At 59.9% G+C, this 19,032-nt stretch carries 17 protein-coding genes; 10 read left to right on the top strand and 7 right to left on the bottom strand.

The window, feature by feature from the left end; genetic code table 11:
* The first annotated feature begins 12 nt into the window (after window positions 1-12).
* From bioB to RYB09_RS18365, 10 genes are all read left to right on the top strand, one after another.
* The gene (gene bioB, locus RYB09_RS18410) at window positions 13-1,071 is read left to right on the top strand and encodes a biotin synthase BioB (RefSeq protein ID WP_002555574.1); all 1,059 of its coding nucleotides are present in this window, start codon (window positions 13-15) and stop codon (window positions 1,069-1,071) included.
* A gap of 64 nt (window positions 1,072-1,135) precedes the next feature.
* Window positions 1,136-2,326, top strand: a complete 1,191-nt coding sequence (gene bioF, locus RYB09_RS18405; protein WP_316889660.1) for an 8-amino-7-oxononanoate synthase — start codon at window positions 1,136-1,138, stop codon at window positions 2,324-2,326.
* Window positions 2,319-3,050 (top strand): alpha/beta fold hydrolase, encoded by a 732-nt coding sequence (locus tag RYB09_RS18400; protein WP_122280275.1) that lies wholly within the window; start codon window positions 2,319-2,321, stop codon window positions 3,048-3,050. The genes bioF and RYB09_RS18400 overlap by 8 nt, the downstream gene beginning before the upstream one ends.
* The gene (bioC, locus tag RYB09_RS18395; RefSeq protein WP_316889658.1) at window positions 3,043-3,852 is read left to right on the top strand and encodes a malonyl-ACP O-methyltransferase BioC; all 810 of its coding nucleotides are present in this window, start codon (window positions 3,043-3,045) and stop codon (window positions 3,850-3,852) included. Before RYB09_RS18400 ends, bioC begins: the two co-directional genes overlap by 8 nt.
* A gap of 30 nt (window positions 3,853-3,882) precedes the next feature.
* Window positions 3,883-4,563, top strand: coding sequence for a dethiobiotin synthase (bioD, locus tag RYB09_RS18390; protein ID WP_058401016.1), 681 nt, complete (start codon window positions 3,883-3,885; stop codon window positions 4,561-4,563).
* A gap of 154 nt (window positions 4,564-4,717) precedes the next feature.
* A complete protein-coding gene (locus tag RYB09_RS18385) occupies window positions 4,718-5,014 on the top strand; it encodes a hypothetical protein (protein WP_005735070.1) in 297 nt (98 codons plus the stop codon).
* 334 nt (window positions 5,015-5,348) lie between these two features.
* Window positions 5,349-7,154, top strand: a complete 1,806-nt coding sequence (locus tag RYB09_RS18380) for a phenylacyl-CoA dehydrogenase (protein ID WP_122259570.1) — start codon at window positions 5,349-5,351, stop codon at window positions 7,152-7,154.
* A gap of 380 nt (window positions 7,155-7,534) precedes the next feature.
* On the top strand, window positions 7,535-8,833 hold the full coding sequence (locus RYB09_RS18375) for a sensor domain-containing diguanylate cyclase (protein WP_122259571.1): 1,299 nt from the start codon (window positions 7,535-7,537) through the stop codon (window positions 8,831-8,833).
* A gap of 169 nt (window positions 8,834-9,002) precedes the next feature.
* Window positions 9,003-10,781, top strand: coding sequence for an acyl-CoA dehydrogenase C-terminal domain-containing protein (locus RYB09_RS18370; protein WP_058409540.1), 1,779 nt, complete (start codon window positions 9,003-9,005; stop codon window positions 10,779-10,781).
* A gap of 403 nt (window positions 10,782-11,184) precedes the next feature.
* Window positions 11,185-11,346: a YqaE/Pmp3 family membrane protein gene (locus RYB09_RS18365; RefSeq protein ID WP_002555565.1), complete on the top strand. Its 162-nt coding sequence runs from the start codon at window positions 11,185-11,187 to the stop codon at window positions 11,344-11,346.
* Window positions 11,347-11,401: 55 nt separating this feature from the next.
* Here RYB09_RS18365 and RYB09_RS18360 read toward each other — a convergent pair whose 3' ends face one another.
* The 7 genes from RYB09_RS18360 to pqqF form a co-directional block, all read right to left on the bottom strand.
* Window positions 11,402-13,228, bottom strand: a complete 1,827-nt coding sequence (locus RYB09_RS18360; RefSeq protein WP_316889655.1) for a S9 family peptidase — start codon at window positions 13,226-13,228, stop codon at window positions 11,402-11,404.
* Window positions 13,191-14,360 (bottom strand): pyrroloquinoline quinone biosynthesis protein PqqE, encoded by a 1,170-nt coding sequence (gene pqqE / locus RYB09_RS18355; RefSeq protein ID WP_122280269.1) that lies wholly within the window; start codon window positions 14,358-14,360, stop codon window positions 13,191-13,193. The genes RYB09_RS18360 and pqqE overlap by 38 nt, the downstream gene beginning before the upstream one ends.
* Window positions 14,353-14,637, bottom strand: coding sequence for a pyrroloquinoline quinone biosynthesis peptide chaperone PqqD (gene pqqD, locus RYB09_RS18350; RefSeq protein WP_002555562.1), 285 nt, complete (start codon window positions 14,635-14,637; stop codon window positions 14,353-14,355). The genes pqqE and pqqD overlap by 8 nt, the downstream gene beginning before the upstream one ends.
* Complete coding sequence (gene pqqC / locus RYB09_RS18345) at window positions 14,634-15,389, bottom strand: pyrroloquinoline-quinone synthase PqqC (protein ID WP_230017004.1); 756 nt, start codon at window positions 15,387-15,389, stop codon at window positions 14,634-14,636. Before pqqC ends, pqqD begins: the two co-directional genes overlap by 4 nt.
* An 8-nt stretch (window positions 15,390-15,397) precedes the next feature.
* Window positions 15,398-16,309 (bottom strand): pyrroloquinoline quinone biosynthesis protein PqqB, encoded by a 912-nt coding sequence (gene pqqB, locus RYB09_RS18340; protein ID WP_003411817.1) that lies wholly within the window; start codon window positions 16,307-16,309, stop codon window positions 15,398-15,400.
* 88 nt (window positions 16,310-16,397) lie between these two features.
* Window positions 16,398-16,472, bottom strand: a complete 75-nt coding sequence (gene pqqA / locus RYB09_RS18335; protein WP_003422658.1) for a pyrroloquinoline quinone precursor peptide PqqA — start codon at window positions 16,470-16,472, stop codon at window positions 16,398-16,400.
* A gap of 135 nt (window positions 16,473-16,607) precedes the next feature.
* Window positions 16,608-18,917: a pyrroloquinoline quinone biosynthesis protein PqqF gene (gene pqqF, locus RYB09_RS18330; protein ID WP_316889652.1), complete on the bottom strand. Its 2,310-nt coding sequence runs from the start codon at window positions 18,915-18,917 to the stop codon at window positions 16,608-16,610.
* Window positions 18,918-19,032 lie beyond the last annotated feature (115 nt).

Here is a 19,032-nt window from a genome sequence, read left to right as displayed (position 1 = left end):
AGGAGCCGCCCGATGAGCGCCAGCACCACCGCCACTTTGCGTCACGACTGGACTTTAGCCGAGGTCAGGGCGCTGTTCGTACAGCCATTCAATGACCTGCTGTTTCAGGCGCAAACGGTGCACCGCGCTCATTTCGACGCCAACCGTGTGCAGGTTTCCACGCTGCTGTCGATCAAGACCGGTGCGTGCCCGGAAGACTGCAAGTACTGTCCGCAGTCCGGTCACTACAACACCGGCCTCGAGAAAGAAAAACTGCTGGAAGTGCAGAAGGTGCTTGAGGAAGCTGCGCGTGCCAAGGCCATTGGTTCGACCCGTTTCTGCATGGGCGCGGCCTGGAAGCATCCTTCCGCCAAGGACATGCCTTACGTGCTGGAGATGGTCAAAGGCGTGAAAGCCATGGGCATGGAAACCTGCATGACCCTGGGCCGTCTCGATCAGGAGCAGACCGAAGCGCTGGCCACTGCGGGCCTGGATTACTACAACCATAACCTGGACACCTCGCCGGAGTTCTACGGCAGCATCATCACCACCCGTACGTACAGCGAGCGCCTGCAAACCCTGGCCTACGTGCGCGATGCCGGGATGAAGATCTGCTCTGGCGGTATTCTGGGCATGGGCGAGTCCCTCGACGACCGCGCCGGGCTGCTGATCCAGCTGGCAAACCTGCCGGAGCACCCGGAGTCGGTGCCGATCAACATGCTGGTCAAGGTTGCCGGTACGCCGCTGGAAAACGCCGAAGACGTCGACCCGTTCGACTTCATCCGCATGCTCGCGGTGGCACGGATTCTCATGCCGCAGTCCCATGTGCGTTTGTCTGCCGGGCGTGAAGCGATGAACGAGCAGATGCAGGCGCTGGCATTCTTCGCCGGTGCCAACTCGATTTTCTATGGCGACAAGCTGCTGACCACCGCCAACCCGCAAGCCGACAAGGACATGCTGTTGTTCTCGCGTCTGGGCATCAAGCCCGAAGCGGGCGAAGGCCATGCCGACGAAGTGCATCAGGCTGCCATCGAACAGGCGCTGGTCGAACAGCAAAGCAGTTCGATGTTCTACGACGCTGCCTCTGCCTGACCCCTTGAACGGGCCGGCCTGCTCCGGCCCGTTTTGAACTGCCATCTTTCGGACCGGGGCCTGCATGTCTTTCGATCTCCGCACGCGCCTCGACGCCCGTCGCGCCGAACATCTTTACCGCCAGCGCCCCTTGCTGCAAAGCCCGCAAGGCCCGCAGGTGGTTGTCGACGGTCAGCCATTGCTGGCGTTCTGCAACAACGATTACATGGGCCTGGCTAACCATCCTGAAGTGATCGCCGCCTGGCAGGCGGGAGCCGAGCGCTGGGGCGTGGGTGGCGGGGCGTCGCATCTGGTGATCGGCCACAGCACGCCGCACCACGAACTGGAAGAAGCGCTGGCCGAGCTGACCGGTCGTCCTCGTGCCCTGTTGTTCTCCAATGGCTACATGGCCAACCTCGGCGCGGTGACAGCCTTGGTGGGGCAGGGCGATACAGTTCTGGAAGACCGCCTCAATCATGCCTCGCTGCTGGATGCCGGTCTGCTCAGCGGCGCACGGTTCTCGCGCTATCTGCACAACGATGTGACCAGCCTGACAAGCCGCCTGGAGAAATCCGTGGGCGATACGCTGGTGGTCACTGACGGCGTGTTCAGCATGGATGGCGACATCGCTGACTTGCCTGCGCTGGCGCAGGCTGCGAAGGCCAAGGGTGCCTGGCTGATGGTGGATGACGCCCACGGCTTCGGGCCGCTGGGTGCAAACGGTGCCGGAATCGTCGAGCACTTCGGCCTGAGCATGGAGGATGTGCCGGTACTGGTCGGCACCCTCGGTAAATCGTTCGGCACCTCTGGAGCATTCGTGGCCGGCAGTGAAGAGTTGATCGAAACCTTGATCCAGTTCGCCCGACCCTACATTTACACCACCAGCCAGCCACCTGCGCTGGCCTGCGCGACCTTGAAAAGCCTGCATTTGCTGCGTAACGAACATTGGCGTCGCGAGCATCTGGCGAGCCTGATCCAGCAGTTTCGTCAGGGTGCCGAGCAGATCGGCCTGCAATTGATGGACAGCTTTACGCCGATCCAGCCAATCATGATCGGCGATGCCGGACGGGCTCTGCGTCTGTCGCAGTTGCTTCGTGAGCGTGGCTTGCTGGTGACGGCGATTCGTCCGCCGACCGTGCCTGCGGGCAGTGCCCGATTGCGCGTAACGTTGTCTGCCGCGCACAGCGAGGCCGACGTACAGCTATTATTAGAGGCTCTGGAGCAGTGCTACCCGCTGCTGGATGCAAGTGAATCCATGGAGCCCGTCCATGCGTGATCGTTTGATTCTACTGCCGGGCTGGGGCTTGGGCGTTTCGCCGCTGGAGCCGCTTGCCGCCGCGTTGCGCGGGCTTGACGAGCATTTGCGGGTCGAAATCGAGCCGTTGCCGGACATCGACAGCTGCGACCTGCCTGACTGGCTCGACGAACTGGATGCCAACCTGCCGGATAACGTCTGGCTGGGCGGCTGGTCGCTGGGCGGCATGCTTGCCGCCGAGCTTGCAGCACGGCGTGGCGAAGGTTGCTGCGGGCTGCTGACCCTGGCCAGTAATGCCTGTTTCGTCACCCAGGGCGCGTGGCCGAATGCGATGCCCGCGCAGGATTTCGATGCGTTTCTGGCTGGCTGTTCTGCTGACCCTGATGCGACCCTCAAGCGTTTCAGCCTGTTATGCACCCAAGGCGCAGAAGACTCACGCGGTCTCGCCCGGTTGCTCAAGGCTGGCGCGCCGCACAGCTCCAAAACCGCTTTGGTCGATGGCCTGAAGATACTCCAGCAACTCGATACACGTGGCGCGCTGCAAACCTATCGCGGCCCGCAACTGCACCTGTTTGCCGGACTCGATGCATTCGTGCCGGCTGAAGCAGCAAGTGATCTGCTGGCCTTGTTGCCGGATGTCGAGGTCGGTCTGATCGAACAGGCCAGCCATGCATTCCTTGTGGAAAATCCCCATGGAGTAGCCGCTGCGATCCACGCCTTTCTGCACGAGTTGGACGATGACTGATCTTTCTATGCCCAAACCGCCCTCTGTCCTGCCTGACAAACGACAGGTCGCCGCGTCTTTTTCCCGGGCCGCAGGCGGCTATGACAGTGTGGCCGAACTACAGCGCGGCGTCGGCAGCGAGCTGCTGTCGCGTCTGCCTGCGCAGTGCAGTCCGGCTCGCTGGCTGGATCTGGGTAGCGGCACAGGCTATTTCAGCCGGGCACTGGATCAGGTTTTCAGTGGCAGCGAAGGCATTGCACTGGATATCGCCCAAGGCATGTTGCGGCATGCGCGGCCATTGGGTGGTGCACAGCACTTTGTGGCAGGTGATGCCGAGCACCTGCCACTGCGTGATCAGAGTTGCGGGCTGATTTTCTCCAGCCTCGCCGTGCAGTGGTGTGCGGATTTCGCCGCGGTGCTCCGTGAAGCTCACCGTGTATTGCAACCTGGCGGTGTGTTTGCCTTCGCCAGCCTGTGTGTCGGCACGCTGTACGAGTTGCGCGACAGCTGGCAGGCAGTCGACGGCCAGGTGCATGTGAACCGCTTTCGTCACGAAGATGATTATCGGCAGTTGTGCGCCGTCAGCGGTTTACAGGTGCGCAGCCTGGACGTGTGCCCACAGGTGCTGCATTACCCCGATGTGCGCAGCCTGACGCATGAGCTGAAAGCGCTCGGGGCGCACAACCTCAACCCCGGGAGACCCAGCGGCCTGACCGGACGCGAGCGGATCAAGGGCATGGTTCAGGCCTACGAAGCTTTCCGTCAGGAAGCCGGTCTGCCCGCTACCTATCAAGTGGTGTACGCGGTGCTTGAAAAAGCCTGACGGCTCCACGTTATAAGGAAGATTACCGAGATGAGCGCTGCCTATTTCATCACCGGAACCGACACCGACGCTGGCAAGACCACGGTAGCTGCCGGTTTGCTGCATGCCGCCCGCTTGAAGGGCTTGAGCACTGCGGCGGGCAAACCTGTGGCGTCCGGCTGTGTGGTGACTGCACAGGGGCTGCGCAATTCCGACGCGCTGGCGTTGCAGGCCGAGTGCTCTATCGAGCTGGATTACGATGAAGTCAATCCGCTGGCTTTCGAACCGGCCATTGCGCCGCATCTGGCCGCGCGCGAGGCAGGTGTCGTATTGACGGTCGACTCGTTGCTGCATTCGATGCGGCATGTTCTGGATAAACAGGCCGACTTCACCTTGATCGAAGGCGCTGGCGGCTGGCGCGTGCCCTTGGCCGGGCAGAGCAACCTGTCCGATCTGGCCATTGCGCTGGATCTACCGATCATCCTGGTGGTGGGCGTGCGTCTGGGCTGTATCAATCATGCGCTGCTGACTGCCGAAGCCATCGCCCGGGACGGTCTGCACCTGGCAGGCTGGGTGGCCAACGTCATAGACGCAAACACCTCGCGGCTTGAAGAAAACCTCGCGACGCTGGTCGAGCGTCTGCCTGCACCCTGTCTTGGACGAGTGCCACGATTGAACGAGGCGAGCGCCGAAAATGTGGCGCAATACCTTGAATTAGGGCAACTGCGCTGACAGCGTTGCTATCTTGCTGACAGGCAACGTTGTTTTGGTTTTTTCAAGAGTCAGGCTATCATGCGGCCTAGTGCCATTAGTCTATTTGTCGAGTATTTCTGCGCAAATGCTGGTTCAATGACACGTGTTCGTTTTTTGAACTGAGGATCGGCTTATGCAAATCACCATGAACAACACCCTCTACCCGGGCCTGAGCGCTATGCAGGTCGGGCAAGGTCGTGTGGATCAGGCGGCCACCCAGATCGCCAGCTCCAACATCGAAGTGTCGGGCAGAAGTCAGTCTTCTGACTTTCAGCTCGAGAACCTGCGCTCTGTTGATCGCAGCCAGCGTTCCGACTTGCCGTCCAATATCGTCGAACTCGAGGCTGGAAAGGATCAGTTTGCAGCCGGACTGGCTGCGCAGAAAGCCAGCAATGAAATGCTCGGCACGCTGATCGACACCTACGCCTGATTTTCGCGTCAATTCCCGCCGTGCCATCCGCGCACGGCGTTGCTTCCTGAATTTCTCCGCATCATTGTCCTGTATCTCACCTGCACCCGGTTTCGCCCTCCACTAGACTTTTGCTTACGCTTCGCTCGCCCCCGCAAGACGTACGCCTGCGTGGCTTATGCATGGGCCGTGGACGAATGGTGCGCGCTTCGCTATTGACAAGGTTTAGGCGTAAACGTATGTTTCAAACACCTGTTTGACCGCAAGGCATACGAGATTGTCTGGTGCTTGAGGCTATGCTTTCAGCGACCGCCCGGTCATTCGTTCCAGGATTCATCAGCAGAGGTTTATCGCTATGCCTGACTACAAGGCCCCCTTGCGTGATATTCGTTTCGTCCGTGATGAGCTGCTCGGTTATGAAGCGCACTATCAAAGTCTGCCAGCCTGTCATGACGCCACCCCGGACATGGTCGACGCCATTCTCGAAGAGGGTGCCAAGTTCTGCGAGCAGGTTCTGGCACCGCTGAACCGGGTGGGCGATACCGAGGGCTGCACCTGGAGCGAGTCGGGCGTGAAGACACCGACCGGTTTCAAACAGGCTTACAAGCAATTTGTCGAGGGCGGTTGGCCGAGTCTGGCGCATGACGTTGCGCATGGCGGCCAGGGCTTGCCCGAGTCGCTGGGTCTGGCGGTCAGCGAGATGGTCGGCGAAGCGAACTGGTCGTGGGGCATGTACCCTGGCCTGTCGCATGGTGCGATGAACACCATCTCCGAGCACGGCACCCCCGAGCAGCAGGACGCCTACCTGACCAAGCTGGTCTCCGGCGAATGGACCGGCACCATGTGCCTGACCGAATCTCACTGCGGCACTGACCTGGGCATGCTGCGCACCAGGGCTGAACCTCAGGCTGACGGGACTTACAAGGTCACCGGCACCAAGATTTTCATTTCCGCTGGCGAACACGACATGGCCGATAACATCGTCCACATCGTGCTGGCACGTCTGCCGGACGCACCGGCTGGCACCAAAGGCATTTCGCTGTTCATTGTGCCCAAGTTCCTCTCGGCGGCTGATGGCAGCATCGGTGAGCGCAACGCGGTTAACTGTGGCTCCATCGAACACAAGATGGGCATCCACGGCAACGCTACCTGCGTGATGAACTTCGACGGCGCTACCGGCTACCTGATCGGCCCGCCGAACAAGGGCCTGAACTGCATGTTCACGTTCATGAACACCGCGCGTCTGGGCACTGCACTGCAAGGTCTGGCGCATGCCGAAGTGGCTTTCCAGGGTGGTCTGCAATATGCCCGTGACCGTCTGCAGATGCGTTCGTTGACCGGCCCTAAAGCACCGGACAAGGCCGCTGACCCGATCATCGTCCATCCAGACGTGCGCCGCATGCTGCTGACCATGAAGGCTTTCGCCGAAGGCACGCGTGCCATGGTGTACTTCACGGCCAAACAGGTCGATATCGTCAAGTACAGCGAAGACCCTGAGCAAAAGAAAGCCGCCGACGCCTTGCTGGCGTTCATGACGCCGATTGCCAAGGCCTTCATGACCGAAGTGGGCTTTGAAGCCGCCAACCACGGTGTGCAGATCTACGGCGGTCACGGTTTCATTGCCGAGTGGGGCATGGAACAGAACGTTCGCGACAGCCGGATTTCGATGCTGTACGAAGGCACCACTGGCATTCAGGCTCTTGACCTGCTGGGCCGTAAAGTGCTGATGACCCAGGGCGAAGCGCTCAAGGGCTTCACCAAGATCGTCCACAAGTTCTGTCAGGGCAATGAGGGTAACGAAGCCGTTCAGGAATTCGTGACGCCGTTGTCCGCGCTGAACAAGGAGTGGGGCGATCTGACCCTGAAAGTCGGCATGGCGGCCATGAAGGATCGCGAAGAAGTCGGCGCCGCTTCGGTGGACTACATCATGTTCTCCGGTTATGCCTGCCTGGCTTATTTCTGGGCCGACATGGCGCGTCTTGCGGCCGAGAAGCTGGCTGCCGGTACATCGGACGAGGCGTTCTACCGCGCCAAGATCCAGACCGCGCGTTTCTACTTCCAGCGCATCCTGCCGCGCACTCGCACACACGTTGCAGCCATCCTGTCGGGCGCTGCCAACCTGATGGACATGAAAGAAGAAGACTTCGGCCTGGCTTACTAAGCTTCGCTGCGGTAATGAAAAAAACCGCCTGATCGCTGATCAGGCGGTTTTTTTATGGGTGCGTTTTGGCTCATTGTTAACACTAATCCCAACAAGACTTGGGGGAGCGCTGACACCCCGATAATGCTCGTTCCCACGCTCCGTGTGGTGATGCATTTCGTGACGCTCTGCGTCACATCACAGCCATGGGGCGCTATTCAATCCGGTCCGAGATACAGATAGCACCAACGCCCGCGACTTCCGCAATAAACATTTCCCACCTCCTGCCGTTACAGAAAGTAGCTCGTTTATTGATCCTGCCGATGCATTGTTCGCTGGCGGAGGGCACAATGCCATCAGGCCAGCCATTCATTCAGATGCCGGGTAGGAGATAACCCCTTTTGTTGCGTCCATCAGTTGCGCGATTGAGTCATTTTTTGCCTTCACTGGGTCTGCTGGTGGCGGGGCTTGCGGCTGCGTACGTAAAGGACCTGAACGTCTTCTTCACATCGCTTTTCAATGTTCTGCCCACGCTGGTCCTGCTGTTGGGCGGTGCGTATTGCTGTGTTTACCGGCGTCAGCGCGAGCTGTTTCTGATGCTCACGGTGTATATCGCCTACTACCTGCTGGATACCCAGACCGACTTTTACCGTGATAACGGCAAGGTCCGTGAGGATGCGGCGGTGATTTTCCACCTGGTCTGCCTGCTGCTGCCGGTGCTGTTCGGGCTGTATGCCGCGTGGGAAGAGCGTACGCATCTGTTTCAGGACATGGTCGCGCGGCTTGCGGTATTGGTGGCGGTAGGCAGCGTGGCACTGGGTCTTGAACAGAGTTATCCGGTCGAATTGCAAGTCTGGCTGGCCGACATCCGCTGGCCTGCGCTGCATGGCGCATGGATGAGTCTGATTCAGCTGTCCTATGCCATGTTTCTGGTGTCATTCGGGGTGTTGATCTGGCAATACCTGGAAAAACCGCGACCGCTGCACGCCGCGCAGATTGTCGGCCTGCTGGGGTTGTTCTGGGCACTGCCGAAAACCTTCATCCTGCCGTTCACGCTGAATATCCTCTGCAGTCAGGTAATGCTGATGATTGCCGCCGCCGTGGCTCACGAGGCATATCAGATGGCCTTCCGGGATGAACTGACTGGACTGCCTGGTCGCCGGGCGCTCAATGAGCGCATGCAGCGTCTGGGACGCAACTACGTGCTGGCGATGAGCGACGTCGATCACTTCAAGAAATTCAACGACACCCACGGCCACGATGTGGGTGATCAGGTGCTGCGTCTGGTGGCCAGCAAGCTGTCGAAAATCACCAACGGTGGTGGCAAGGCGTATCGCTATGGTGGCGAAGAGTTCGCCATCGTGTTTGCCGCCAAGAGCATTGATGAATGCATGCCGCATCTGGAAGCCATCCGCGAGACCATCGCCAATTACGAGATTCAGCTGCGCAACAAGGACAGTCGTCCTCAGGATGATCAGCAAGGCCGACAACGCCGTGGTGGAGCGCAGGCAGGCAGCGTGTCGGTAACGGTCAGTATCGGCGTTGCCGAACGCCAGCCTGAACATCGCACGCCGGAAGAGGTGCTCAAGAGTGCTGACCAGGCGCTGTATGCGGCCAAGGGGGCCGGGCGCAACTGCGTGGTCGCTTATGGGCAGTTGAACCGGCGCGGTGCTGTTCGTACGACCGAAGCGGCCACCTGAGGCAATCCTGCTATTTCCCGTGACCTGTCGTGACTATTCAGTCATGACACGACCCTATGTCTCTGAAATGTTGTTCGGGTAGACTCGTGAAACTCGACTGCTGATCTGCGTCTGTGCATGCATCGATCAGCCTCCAACAGAATTTCGCACCGTGTTCACGAGGTTTGCCATGGCTGACTACAAAGCGCCACTGCGCGATATGCGCTTCGTCCTCAATGAAGTCTTCGAGGTTTCAAAGCTCTGGGCTCAACTGCCCGAGCTGGCCGAAACAGTCGACGCTGAAACGGTCGAAGCCATTCTCGAAGAAGCCGGTAAAGTGACCAGCAAGACCATTGCGCCGCTGAGCCGTAACGGTGACGAGGAGGGCTGCCACTGGAAGGACACCGTCGTCACCACACCTGCAGGTTTCCCCGAGGCCTATAAGACCTACGCTGAGGGCGGCTGGGTCGGTGTAGGCGGCAATCCCGAGTTTGGCGGCATGGGCATGCCCAAGGTGGTGTCGGCCCAGGTCGAAGAGATGCTCAACTCTGCCAGCCTGGCGTTCGGTCTGTACGCGATGCTCACGTCCGGCGCCTGCGTATCGATAGACACCCACGCCAGCGAAGCGCTCAAGACCAAATTTCTGCCCAATATGTATTCAGGCGTCTGGGCCGGTTCGATGTGCCTGACCGAGGCCCACGCAGGTACTGACCTGGGCATCATTCGCACCCGGGCCGAACCGCAGGCTGACGGTGCCTACAAGATCACCGGCAGCAAGATTTTCATCACCGGCGGCGAACACGACCTGACCGAAAACATCATTCATCTGGTCTTGGCCAAGCTGCCGGATGCACCGCCTGGGCCGAAAGGCATTTCGCTGTTTCTGGTGCCCAAGTTCATGGTCGGCGACGACGGCAGCCTTGGCGAGCGCAACACCGTCAGCTGTGGCTCGATCGAGCACAAGATGGGCATCCAGGCGTCTGCAACGTGTGTGATGAACTTCGACGCCGCCACTGGTTACCTGATCGGCGAACCGAACAAAGGGCTGGCGGCGATGTTCACGATGATGAACTACGAGCGCCTCGGCGTCGGTATCCAGGGCCTGGCCTCTGGCGTGCGCTCTTATCAGGCCGCCGTCGAGTATGCGCAGGACCGTCTGCAGAGCCGTGCCCCGACCGGTGCGCAGAACAAGGACAAGGCTGCTGACCCGATCATCGTCCATCCTGACGTGCGTCGCATGCTCCTGACCATGAAGGCGTTCAACGAAGGCGGTCGGGCGTTTTCCAGCTACGTAGCCCTGCAACTGGATATCGCCAAGTTCAGCGAAGACGATATCGCGCGCAAGCGTGCCGATGATCTGGTGGCGCTGTTGACCCCGGTCGCCAAGGCGTTCCTGAGTGATATCGGTCTGGAAACCACCGTGCATGGCCAGCAGGTTTTCGGCGGCCACGGTTACATCCGCGAGTGGGGCCAAGAGCAACTAGTGCGTGACGTGCGCATCACGCAGATCTACGAGGGCACCAACGGCATTCAGGCGCTGGACCTGGTGGGGCGCAAGATCGTCGGTTCGAACGGCGCGTTCTATCAGTTGTTTTCGGATGAAGTGCGCCAGTTCATCAATGGCGCAAATAGCGCACTCAACGAGTTCACCCAGCCGCTGGCAAAAGCCTTGAACATGCTGGATGAGCTGACTGGCTGGGTGCTGGACCGCTCGCGCGGCAACCCCAATGAAATCGGCGCTGCATCCGTGGAGTATCTGCATCTGTTTGGTTACACCGCCTACGCCTACATGTGGGCGATGATGGCCAAGGCAGCGCTCGGTAAAGAGCAGCAGGAGGAGTTCTATGCGAGCAAGCTGGGCACCGCACGCTTCTACTTCGCGCGCCTGCTGCCACGTATCCACTCGCTGGATGCTTCGGTGCGTGCTGGCAGCGAATCGCTGTTCCTGCTGGAGGCGTCACAATTCTGACTTGAAAAAGTCGTGTAAGCATTAACTTACACGACGTAGTGCACATTGGCCTCTTCCCAAAAAAGGGATCCAAAGTTAATCTTCACCCATGGACGTAGCGCAGGACGCGCAACAAGACATAACAGGGACACGTAGGGAAGCCTGCCAGGACGGTGGGGTGAAAGGGAAATCAGGGAAACAGTCTGGAAAGCCCCGCTTAGGCGGGGTTTTCTTTGTCTGCGTTTTAACGATTCGGTTTTCCCTGCCCGCAGAATTCTGTCTTGCGCATGCACTACCCATGCGTGTGGCAGTCATCTCCCGAGAAAGAATAATGGCGTCGTGCCAGAGCCGGTTGAACCCTCACCGACGGCAAGGGTCGATTAGCTGTATGGCCAATCAGAGCCAATTCAATCAGGAGCTTTCCATGGACATCATTCGTATCATTTTCGCCATTCTGCTGCCCCCGGTAGGCGTGTTCATGCAAGTAGGCTTTGCCGGCGCTTTTTGGCTGAATATCCTGCTGACCCTGCTGGGTTACATCCCGGGAATCATCCACGCGATCTACATCATCGTCTCGCGTAAGTAAGACCTTGTCGCACTCGTTGATCGTTCCCTGCTGCGGGAACGATCACACGGCTTGATCAGGCATCAAGCACATCCCGATAAAAACGCCATTCCTTCTCCAGAGCATCTGCCAGGTTACTCGCTTTGCGGAATCCATGATGCTCGTCTGCGTAGAAGTGCGCTTCAGTCTTGATACCGTTGTCTTGCAGGGCTTTGAGCATGGCCCGGGTCTGTTCGGGCACTACCACGGCATCCAGCTCGCCTTGAAAGAAAATCACCGGCACCTTGATTCTGTCTGCGTGCAACAGCGGCGTTCGGTCCTGGTAGCGCTCGATGTCCTTGTCCGGGTCGCCGATCAGCCAGTCCAGGTAATCGCCCTCGAATTTATGCGTGGCCCTGGCCAGCGCCACCGGGTCGCTGACGCCATACAGACTGGCCCCTGCACGAAACACATCCTTGAAGGCCAATGCACAAAGCGTGGTGTAACCGCCTGCGCTGCCGCCGCGAATGAAGGCCTGTCCTTGGTCAATCAGGCCACGCCCCGCCAGATGCGTGACAACCGCACAGGCGTCTTCCACGTCCGCCACGCCCCATGTCAGGTGCAGGCCTTGCCGGTAGACGCGACCGTAGCCGCTGCTGCCGCGATAATTGAGGTCTGCCACGGCGAAGCCGCGGTGTGTCCAGTATTGAATACGCGGGTCCAGCACCGGGTAGCAGGCGGAAGTCGGGCCGCCGTGGATGAACACCACCAGTGGCGGCTTTTGCGCGCCGGTCATGGCCGGGTAGAAATAGCCGTAGGCCTCGGCTCCACCGCTGGGATAACGCAGCGGCTGAGGGCGGCTGATCAGTTCGGGCGGCAGCGGCGAGCCTCCCCCGGCAAGCACCTGCACACCGGCGTCATGGCGAGAAATAGCCAGTACGGCAGATGTGCTCACCGCGGATGCCGCGATGCAATACACGAACTCTTCGTCAATGGCGAGGCTGCGAAAGCGGCTGTAACCAACGCTGAAATCCTCGACGCTGCCGTCAGCCTGACAAAGCCCCAGAACACTGGAGCCGTCTTCGATCCAGCTCGCCAGATAGCCATCGTTGATCGGCAGCCAGGTGCAGCTGCCCAGTTGCCAAGGCGCGGAAGCGTGATCGGCCGGGCTGGCGGGCAGCGGCGCAAACCCTGAAGGCGATTCACCCCACGGCTGCCAGAAGCCCGCGCGGTCAGTCAGGCAATACAGCCGCCCGTGGGCATCGAAGCGCGGTTGTTGCAGTGACTCTTGCGCGCCGTCGCCTGCAACACACTGCGCAGTGCCCCAGTGGCCGTCGTCTTGTCTCGCTGCACACATCAACCTGGTGCTGGTCCACGGCTGATGCGGGCGTTGCCATTCGATCCAGGCCAAGCGTTTGCCGTCGGCGCTGATGATCGGCGCTGCGTAGAAGTCCGCGCCTTCTGCCAGCAATCGGCGTTGCCCGTCAGCCAGATCGATAGCGACCAGCCGATGCGTATTGTGGTCTTCTTCAACGGCGAGAATCTGACCACCGCTGAAGAACAGGCCGCCATAACGCTTGTCGCCCTCCGTCAGCGCAACCGGCGCGCTGGCGTCCAGCGTCTGGCGGTACAATTGCTGGTCGCGCTCATTGACGAACACCAGCGCGTCGTCGGCCAGACAGAACGAACCACCACCGTATTCATACACCCGGCTGCGAACGCTGAAGCCTTGTGGCGTCAGGCAGCGCTTGCTGTTCGCGTACCAGTGCCAGATACGACAGGCGCCGTCTTCGGGGCGGTATTCGTTCCAGAAAAGGCCCGCCGAGCTGACATCCAGTTCGGCGAAGTCGACGCCTGCGGCAACCGCTTGTGCGGCGCTCAGGCGTTCAGGAGGATTTTGCGATGAGTCGTGAGTTTCGGTCATTACGAAAGGCCAGCTCTTCAATGGTTTGAGTAGCGGTTTCGGACTCGTCACGAGCCTGAGTGATGATCCCGTGATGGTAGGACTTGCTGCACACCGGGTCGGCATTGGCGGCGTCGCCGGTCAGCATGAAGGCCTGGCAGCGACAACCGCCGAAGTCCTTTTCCTTCTCGTCACACGAACGGCACGGCTCGGGCATCCAGTCGTAACCGCGGAAGCGATTGAAGCCGAACGAGTCGTACCAGATGTGCTGCATGCTGTGATCGCGCACGTTGGGGAACTGGATCGGCATCTGCCGCGCGCCGTGGCAGGGCAGTGCGGTGCCATCCGGCGTCACGGTCAGGAAGATATTGCCCCAGCCGTTCATGCACGCCTTGGGACGCTCTTCGTAATAATCAGGCGTGACGAAAATCAGTTTGCACGGATGATTCTCTGCCTCCAGACGGGCGCGGTATTCATTGGTAACGGCTTCGGCGCGGACCAGTTGATCTTTGGTCGGCAGCAGGCCGAGGCGATTCAGGTGCGCCCAGCCATAGAACTGACAGGTGGCCAGTTCGACGAAGTCCGCTTCAAGCGCCAGACACAGCTCGATGATCTTGTCGATGCGGTCGATGTTGTGCCGATGGGTGACGAAATTCAGCACCATCGGATAGCCGTGCTTTTTCACCGCGCGGGCCATTTCCAGCTTTTGCGCGAAGGCTTTTTTCGAGCCGGCGAGCATGTTGTTGACCTGCTCGTCGCTGGCCTGAAAGCTGATCTGGATGTGGTCCAGGCCCGCTTCCTTGAAGGCGACGATCTTCTCTTCGGTAAGGCCGATGCCCGAGGTGATCAGGTTGGTGTAGAAACCCAGACGCCGCGCCTCGGCGATCAACTCGGCAAGGTCCTGGCGCACCAGCGGTTCGCCGCCTGAAAAGCCGATCTGCGCCGCGCCCATCTCCCGCGCTTCCTGCATGACCTTGAACCACTGCTCGGTGGTCAGTTCCTGGCCCTGTTTGGCGAAGTCCAGCGGGTTGGAACAATACGGGCACTGCAACGGGCAGCGATAGGTCAGCTCGGCGAGCAGCCACAGGGGCAGCCCGACCTCGGGAGTGGGCGGTATGTACGGGGTGTTGGTGACGGGGGCCAGGTCAGACAAGATCGATCCAGTTTTTCTTTTTGGCGCCTTCCATGAACTCGTCTACGTCCATGCCCAGTTCGGGAACATTGGGGAACTGCTGCTGAAGCTCATGAATGATGGCGGTGATGGTGCGCTTGCCATCGATCAGCCCGCCAATCAGGGCAGCGCTATCATTGAGTTTGATCATGCCCTCAGGGTAAAGCACCACATGCGCCTTTTGCGCAGGCTCGTACTGAAAGCGATAGCCTTGATGCCATTTGGGTGTCAACGCTCGGAACTGCGGATCGTGCTTCATAGCGTAATCCCCTTATGCCAGACCTTTTTGTCTGTAACGCTGTGATACGGCGGGCGGTTCAACTCGTAGGCCATGGACATCGCATCGAGCATGCTCCACAGGATATCGAGCTTGAACTGCAGGATTTCCAGCATGCGCTGCTGGCCTTCATACGTAGTGTAGTGCTGTAACGTGATGGCGAGGCCGTGTTCCACGTCGCGTCGGGCCTGGCCCAGGCGAGTGCGGAAATACTCGTAGCCGGCCGGGTCGATCCACGGGTAATGCTGCGGCCAGCTGTCCAGGCGTGACTGGTGGATCTGCGGTGCGAACAGTTCGGTCAGCGAGCTGCTGGCCGCTTCCTGCCAGTTGGCGCGGCGGGCGAAATTTACGTAAGCGTCAACGGCAAAACGTACACCCGGCAGCACCAGTTCCTGCGAGCGCAGTTGGTCCGGGTCCAGCCCCACGGCCTGGCCGAGGCGCAGCCAGGCCTCGATGCCGCCGTCTTCGCCGGGCGCACCGTCATGGTCAAGCAAGCGCTGAATCCACTCGCGACGGATCTCGCGATCCGGACAGTTGGCCAGAATCGCTGCGTCCTTGAGCGGAATGTTCACCTGATAGTAGAAGCGGTTGGCGACCCAGCCCTGAATCTGCTCGCGGGTCGCGCGGCCCTCGTACATCGCCACATGGAACGGGTGGTAGATGTGGTAATAGGCGCCCTTGGCGCGCAAGGCCTGTTCGAATTCGGCGGGGGACAGCGCAGTCGATTCGCTCATGTCAGCTCCTAAAGCTCGATGCTCATGCCGTCGAAGGCCACTTCGACGTTGCGACGAACCAGCTCCGCGCGTTCCGGGGAGTCTTCGTCGAGAATCGGGTTGGTGTTGTTGATGTGGATAAGCACCTTGCGCTGCTCGGGAAAGCCTTCGAGGACTTCCAGCATGCCACCGGGGCCGTTCTGTGCCAGATGGCCCATTTCCCGGCCGGTACGCGTGCCCACGCCACGGCGCTGCATTTCGTCGTCGTCCCACATTGTGCCGTCGACCAGCAGGCAGTCGGCGTCACGCATTTTCTCGGCCAGTGCTTCATCGACCTTGCCCAGGCCCGGCGCGTAGAACAGCTTGCCGCCGGTGCGGGTGTCTTCGACCAGCAGGCCGATGTTGTCGCCCGGATGCGGGTCGAAACGGTGCGGCGAATAAGGTGGTGCGGCGCTGCGCAGCGGGAAGGGCGTGAAACGCAGGTTCGGGCAGGCGGGGATCACGAAGCTGCCCTGTAACTCGATGCGGTTCCAGGTCAGGCCGCCGTTCCAGTGCTTGAGCATTTCGAACAACGGGAAGCCGGTGCTCAGGTCTTCATGGACCATGTCGGTACACCAGACCTGGTGCGGGCAGCCTTCGCGCAGGCTGAGCAAACCGGTGGTGTGGTCGATCTGGCTGTCCATCAGCACAATGGCGCTGATGCCGGTGTCGCGCAAGGCGCGCCCGGGCTGCATCGGCGCAAAGCCCTGCAGTTGCGCACGGATATCCGGTGAGGCGTTGCACAGCACCCAGTTTATGCCGTCGTCGGACAGCGCAATGGACGACTGGGTCCGCGCATGGGCACGCAGGCTGCCGTCGCGAAAACCTGCGCAATTGACGCAGTTGCAGTTCCACTGGGGGAATCCACCGCCAGCAGCAGAACCTAGAATCTGGATGTACATGACAGCTCCTGGCACACGTTCTGAAATAAAAAACAGCCACAACCATAAAAAAAGCCCCGGCGAACCGAGGCTTCACAGCGCACTGAAATCAACGGCTTGCGAAGTACATGGTGACTTCAAAACCGATACGCAGATCAGTGTAAGCAGGTTTAGTCCACGACATAAAAATCTCCTCGGATAAGTGCTGCGGTTGGTGACTACATCTTAGTGCATCGCTGAAGGCATACGTTCAGATAGTTAGGGAGCTATGTTACTCAATTTAACAATTGCGCAGGACTGGAATCTGCAGGAAAGACCATTACCGTTCAGGTAAGGATAGCGGGATGGCCGCGCTGGCAGGGCGATTGGCCACGATCAGCCAGCCGTCAGTGGCATTGGTCAGTTGCTCCGCAGCAGCGAGTAACGAGTGTGTATCCAGATTTGACAGAGCACATTGCAGCGCCTGCGAGTGGCTACCCTGATGCCCGGCAAGATGCGCTTGCCACTGCATGTCTGCCTGCTGCTGGTCCGGCATGCTCAACGGCTCAAATTGGGCTGAAAGGGCTTTTATCTGCTCAGGCACATCTGCATCGCGAACCCGCTCGGGCAAGCTGCCGATGAACGCTTCAATGTGCTGAAAAAGTTGCTCTGCGTCGCATGAGGGCGATTGAACGCCAAACAGTAGCCCGGTCCTTCCGCTGATCTGCCTGGTGCCACTGAACACGGCGTAACCCAATTGCAGCTCGACCCGCAGCCGCTGGTAGAAGGGCGCTTGTGACACGTGCGCGAGCAGCCGCCAGGCAGCTTCATCTGCAACGGAGGCCGTAGGGGCCGGGCAAAACACCAGCACCGCGTCTTCCGACGAGGACGACGCTTCAGTCGCCCAGCGCTTGCCAGGGCGAGTGGCGGGCAGCGTTGGTGAGTCTGATTGCCGAACGCCCGGTGCTGCTTTCAATGTGGCGTCTATCAGGGGCTGGCTGGCCGCACACAAGCCACTCGCGAAGCTGATCCAGCGCGAAGCCGCCCATACGCTCGGCAGATCGCCAACCGTCAGCTGCGGTTCGCTGCTCAGGTAATGATCAGCAAGCTGTTTGAGCAACTGACGAATCGGAATCAGCTCAGGTTCGTCGCCTGCCAGCGATGCGGGCTCAGGGTGCTGCAAGCGATGCAGAGCGTGTTCGATAACCGCAACCATCGGCTCGCGCAGGCCGTTCAGTTGAAGCTGCCAATAAGGCCCGTAAGCACTGAACGTCAGGGCCACACCAGCCTGACGTGCGTCTTCGATCAATGGCTTGAGCCCTGCATCGAGCATCCGCCAGAGGGCTGGCTGCGGGGAGGGCAGTTCCCAACGCAGATAAAACGCGGCTTCATCGCTGTTGTTGAGTACCGTACCGAGAAACGGATTCGGCGCTGGCAAACGCCAATTGACCTGCTCGATGCTGTGGGTATCGGCGAATGCGGAACTGACCAGCGCGTCGGGCGTGAAATGTTCAAGCAGCACGCGCAATGCCTCTTGGCCTTGCTCGCTTAACTGCGCAGGCGTCTCGCGACAGTAATGATGTGCCAGCGCCAACGCACCGAGCATGTGCAGGCGGCGTTGTTCGAGGCGTTGATATTGCTCGACCAGCACCGGCCAGTGAGCCTTGAAAAAATCGAGCCAGCTGAAAAACAGGCTGTTGAGGGTGAGAGTGTTCGCAAGGGCATTTTTCAATTCGATATCAATCAAGAGCTGTCCGCCGAACTGGTACAGCGGTGCGGCTTTCAATGAGCTGGCAAAGCCCCTGTCGACCAGCTCGGCAATCAGTCCGCCCGGCTGAGCTGCATTAAGCCAGTGACAGAAGAACGCTACTGCTTCGTCAGACTTTTCCGGCAAGTCCTCAAAGGCAAACAGCAGGTGGTTTTGCTCGTCAGCCTTTGGTCGATTGGCAATCAGCGGTGGAGGCGGTTGCTGTATGACCTTCACACCACTGGCGAACATTGCGCCATGGTTGATTGCCAGCGTTTCCAGCTCGGCGATTGGTAGCGGCCCACTCAGGCACAGGGTCATCTGTCCGGCCTGATAGAAGCCTCGGCAAAAGTCTTTCAACGCTTGCTGAAAAGCCGGGTTGGGCACTGACAGGCTGTAACGATTGCCCGCATGAAAGCCGCGCAGTGGATGCAGTGGATTGATCGGTGCCAGCCGGTGCGCCTGATCGCGTGCTGCGCTATCGCCGACCCAGGCGATGAACTCGGCGTGCAGCACTTCGCGCTCGCGCAGTTGATCGGCCATGCTCATGCGCGGCCGGGCAAGCATCTCGCACAGTCGCTCCAGCCCTTGGGCAAAGACCGCCTGCGGCAGCTCAAAGAAGAAGTCAGTGGTGCGTTCGCGTGTGCTGGCATTGACCTGACCGCCATGGCGCTGCACGAACGTCATCAGGTTTTCGCTGGCAGGGAAACGCTCGGTGCCGAGGAACAACAGATGCTCCAGAAAATGCGCCAGCCCCGGCCAGGCCCGCGGCGCATCATGGCTGCCCGCCGCGACGCGCAATGAGGCCGCGCAGCGCTTGAGGCGCGGCTCATGACACAGCACCACATTCAGGCCGTTGGCCAGCGTGAGGCGTTTGATGTCAGAGGAAGGCGGGGCAGGCATGAGGGTGTCCACGGCAGCAGGGAATGCAAAGCGTCATGCTAGCGGATAACCGGCGAAGTTCGCGAGCATGGCTGAACCAAGGCAGGACGCGGAGCTTCCAGAACTGCATGCCGAC

The sequence above is a fragment of the Pseudomonas syringae group sp. J254-4 genome, assembly GCF_032586855.1.
GTDB classification, from domain to species: Bacteria; Pseudomonadota; Gammaproteobacteria; order Pseudomonadales; family Pseudomonadaceae; genus Aquipseudomonas; species Aquipseudomonas amygdali.
The sequence above is the reverse complement of the archived record's forward strand: the minus strand, read 5'-3'. Positions and strand labels throughout refer to the sequence as shown.

Coding starts and splice junctions, on each gene's coding strand:
- pqqF (WP_316889652.1), bottom strand. CDS start 18,917: ATGCCTGCCCCGCCTTCCTCTGACATCAAACGCCTCACGCTGGCCAAC.
- pqqC (WP_230017004.1), bottom strand. CDS start 15,389: ATGAGCGAATCGACTGCGCTGTCCCCCGCCGAATTCGAACAGGCCTTG.
- bioF (WP_316889660.1), top strand. CDS start 1,136: ATGTCTTTCGATCTCCGCACGCGCCTCGACGCCCGTCGCGCCGAACAT.
- bioC (WP_316889658.1), top strand. CDS start 3,043: ATGACTGATCTTTCTATGCCCAAACCGCCCTCTGTCCTGCCTGACAAA.
- RYB09_RS18385 (WP_005735070.1), top strand. CDS start 4,718: ATGCAAATCACCATGAACAACACCCTCTACCCGGGCCTGAGCGCTATG.
- pqqD (WP_002555562.1), bottom strand. CDS start 14,637: ATGAAGCACGATCCGCAGTTCCGAGCGTTGACACCCAAATGGCATCAA.
- RYB09_RS18360 (WP_316889655.1), bottom strand. CDS start 13,228: ATGACCGAAACTCACGACTCATCGCAAAATCCTCCTGAACGCCTGAGC.
- pqqB (WP_003411817.1), bottom strand. CDS start 16,309: ATGTACATCCAGATTCTAGGTTCTGCTGCTGGCGGTGGATTCCCCCAG.
- bioD (WP_058401016.1), top strand. CDS start 3,883: ATGAGCGCTGCCTATTTCATCACCGGAACCGACACCGACGCTGGCAAG.
- RYB09_RS18370 (WP_058409540.1), top strand. CDS start 9,003: ATGGCTGACTACAAAGCGCCACTGCGCGATATGCGCTTCGTCCTCAAT.
- RYB09_RS18380 (WP_122259570.1), top strand. CDS start 5,349: ATGCCTGACTACAAGGCCCCCTTGCGTGATATTCGTTTCGTCCGTGAT.
- bioB (WP_002555574.1), top strand. CDS start 13: ATGAGCGCCAGCACCACCGCCACTTTGCGTCACGACTGGACTTTAGCC.
- RYB09_RS18365 (WP_002555565.1), top strand. CDS start 11,185: ATGGACATCATTCGTATCATTTTCGCCATTCTGCTGCCCCCGGTAGGC.
- RYB09_RS18400 (WP_122280275.1), top strand. CDS start 2,319: ATGCGTGATCGTTTGATTCTACTGCCGGGCTGGGGCTTGGGCGTTTCG.